The sequence below is a fragment of the Pseudoalteromonas sp. C8 genome (assembly GCF_011378685.1).
GTDB classification, from domain to species: Bacteria; Pseudomonadota; Gammaproteobacteria; order Enterobacterales; family Alteromonadaceae; genus Pseudoalteromonas; species Pseudoalteromonas arctica.
This window is the reverse complement of the sequence record NZ_WTKT01000052.1, coordinates 1-1,314: the sequence shown is the minus strand read 5'-3', so window position 1 is coordinate 1,314 and position 1,314 is coordinate 1. Positions and strand designations below refer to the sequence as shown.

Annotated in this window: 1 protein-coding gene; it reads right to left on the bottom strand. The window is 39.2% G+C overall.

Translation table 11 applies throughout. From position 1 onward, the window contains the following. Positions 1–238: 238 nt before the first annotated feature. Complete coding sequence (locus GQR39_RS19990) at positions 239–1,252, bottom strand: IS110 family transposase (protein ID WP_165736427.1); 1,014 nt, start codon at positions 1,250–1,252, stop codon at positions 239–241. Positions 1,253–1,314: the final 62 nt, after the last annotated feature.

Below are 1,314 nucleotides of genomic sequence, written 5' to 3'. Positions count from 1 at the left end.
TCATATATGGTCTCCTCCAGTATTGCAAGGTGTCATTCAACGATAGCAGGGACAGGTTTGCTGTCATATATACGGTCTTTTAGTGAAGATTATTACTTCTGACCTTGATGTAATCCGCGCATATTGTCCTGATCAGGTTATCGGTATTTACTACCACTGAACTCTATAGGTTTTCAATATGCAGGTTTGACCTGTTATGTCATCGTTTTAGCCACTTACGCAATTCTTTGAAGAGTATTTATACGGGTGAGTAACTCTCACCTGAAGCGCTAATAGCCCAAGCCATTCTCGCCATCTTGTTGGCATAAGCTACACATGCTCGATTATGCCCTCGAGTTTGAACCAGTCGGTTTATCCATTGACTTAATTTATCATTCTTCGTTTTTGCTCTTGAGACAACAGCTTTTGCTCCTTGGATCAACAGGCACCTTAAGTAGCTATTTCCTCGCTTACTTATCCCAAGTAAAGTATCTTTCCCGCCACTACTGTGTTGACGCGGAACGATACCTAAAGACGCTGAAACATCGCGGCCTCTTTTATAGTTACTGCCATTTCCAACTTCATTGAAATAGGCGCTTGATACCATAGGACCAAATCCAGGTATTGTTTGGAGCCGTTGGCAAATATCATTATTTTTTGCTGTTTCAACTATTAATGTACTGTAAGTTTCAATGCAGCTGTCTAAGTTACTCAATTGTGTTTCTAACTGCTTTAGTACCGCTTTAAATGCGCCTGATAATCCGGTATTTTCATCTTCTAAAATTAGGGGGATACTTTTGCGTATTGTGTTTACACCCTGATTTAAAATAATTCCGTATTCAGCAGTTAAGCCTCGGATTTGATTGCATAGTGCCGTTCTTTGTCTGACCGCTAATTCTCTCGCTTTGTGCTGTGCTTGGTTATCTTGTTGCTCAACTGATTTTATACAGACACTCTTAATATGATGTTGCTTTGAAGCAACGCTAATTGCTAAAGCATCGTTATAATCATTTTTATTGCCAACTAAGAAGGCTTTTACATGCTGAGGTGGAATAAGCTTTATCTCATGACCACATTTTCTGATTTCTCGAGCCCAAAAATGAGAAGTTGCACAGGCCTCTAAAGCAACTAAACACGTAGTGTGTTGTTGGAAAAAAGATAACACTTGCGCACGCTTTAACATTTTCTTTTTAACTAAGCGCCCTTGTTCATTGCAGCACACCACATGGAAAAATCTTTTTGCTATATCTAAACCAATTGTTGTAATCTTCATTTTGGTCTTCTCCCTTTGATTATTGTAACCACTTTAATCATGGCACATAGATGCCGTATAGG

Excerpts from the sequence above, each read along its gene's own strand:
- GQR39_RS19990 (WP_165736427.1), bottom strand. The coding sequence starts at position 1,252 with ATGAAGATTACAACAATTGGTTTAGATATAGCAAAAAGATTTTTCCAT.